Origin of the sequence: Brachyspira catarrhinii (assembly GCF_005518285.1) — a bacterium.
Taxonomy (GTDB): Bacteria; Spirochaetota; Brachyspiria; order Brachyspirales; family Brachyspiraceae; genus Brachyspira; species Brachyspira catarrhinii.
The window spans coordinates 1-1,436 of record NZ_SJDU01000498.1 but is presented as its reverse complement, the minus strand read 5'-3'; the positions used below and the strand labels follow the sequence as shown (position 1 = coordinate 1,436).

Annotated in this window: 1 protein-coding gene and 1 pseudogene; one reads left to right on the top strand and one right to left on the bottom strand. The window is 28.4% G+C overall.

Annotation, left to right across the window (positions count from 1 at the left end):
* On the bottom strand, positions 1-314 hold a 314-nt coding region (locus EZH24_RS11820), incomplete at its 3' end, for a flagellin N-terminal helical domain-containing protein (protein ID WP_473807487.1).
* 455 nt (positions 315-769) lie between these two features.
* Here EZH24_RS11820 and EZH24_RS11815 point away from each other — a divergent pair.
* Positions 770-1,436: pseudogene (locus EZH24_RS11815) on the top strand (M14 family metallopeptidase); the annotation flags it as partial.

Below are 1,436 nucleotides of genomic sequence, written 5' to 3'. Positions count from 1 at the left end.
TCGTCCGTATAAATACCGTTTGCAGCTTGAACCGCCAATTCCCTTATTCTTTGAAGAATGTCTTGGCTTTCTTGAAGATAACCTTCCGTAGTCTGAATGAAAGAAACTCCGTCTTCCGTATTTCTTTCCGCTTGACGCAAACCTCTGATTTGAGAGCGCATTTTTTCGGATACTGCCAAACCAGAAGCATCGTCTCCAGCTCGGTTAATTCTGAGACCAGAAGATAATTCTCTCATATCTTTTCCCAAATCCCAGTTTTTAAATTTTAAAGTGCGCTGAGAGTTAATAGCGCTGATATTATTATTGATGATCATCGTCATCCTCCATGATATATATTTATTCAAAAAGGCATCCCTGCCTAATTGTCAAAAAAATATTAAAGAGAATTTACGGCATTCCGACAATCAAAACGAAGACTTGAGTTGTAAGAATACCGAAATTCTCGGAATATATTTAAAGGACTAAATATATTCCAAACATATGGTATAACAACTATACAAATTGAAAGCTCGAGACCGCCAAATCTATGGGCTTTCATTTGTTATATAATTATTTTCGGCTTTATCGACATAAAATTAAATTTCATTTAGCATTTTTTTAAATTTTTTATATAAAATTCGTATTAAAAGCGTTATTATACTACATTTGATACATTTTCAAGCGATTTTTAAAGACTTTGAGCGTTATAAATCATAAAAATCTAAAGCAATTTATTTTTTAAACGAAAATAATAACGATATATAATAAATCGAACGGACTATTTTAATATATGAATTATATAAACAAAATTCATTTAATAATCATTTTAATATTGCTTTCAAGTATAAATCTTTTTTCAAATAATTTAAATAACAGTTTTAAGATGATTTCAAGGCAGGGAGAAACTTCAATTATAGTAAACGAAGAAGACTCGAATATGGATTTTAAAAATAGTTTTCCTAACGATTATTTTTCCGTTTCCACAAAAGAATCTTCCTATTTGGTTTTGGATAATTCAGAAAAATATATTATATTGATGCCAAGCACGAAATTAACTTTTGAAAATAATAAATTTAGTTTGGATTACGGTTATATATATATAAAAACAAAACATAATGACGAAATTCAAATAACATTGACTAAAGAAGAAAATTCTTATAATCTCAATGGAAAATCTTTTGCAGTGATTTCCTACAATGAAAATATTTCCATTATAAGTTATAACAACGCGGTAAAAATATCGCCCGAAAATTCTTTAGGATTAAGTTATTATTTAGAACCTTACAATAAAACTTCGATTATTCCTAATCTCAACGGTCCTTACAGAATAACCGAAAACGAAAGAACTTTAATTGACAATGTTTCAAGGCAATTAGAGATTGAAATTAATAATCATTTAAACGAAGATATTGAAAGATATAATTTTAAAATAATGGAAGGGACAAAAAACGAAACTA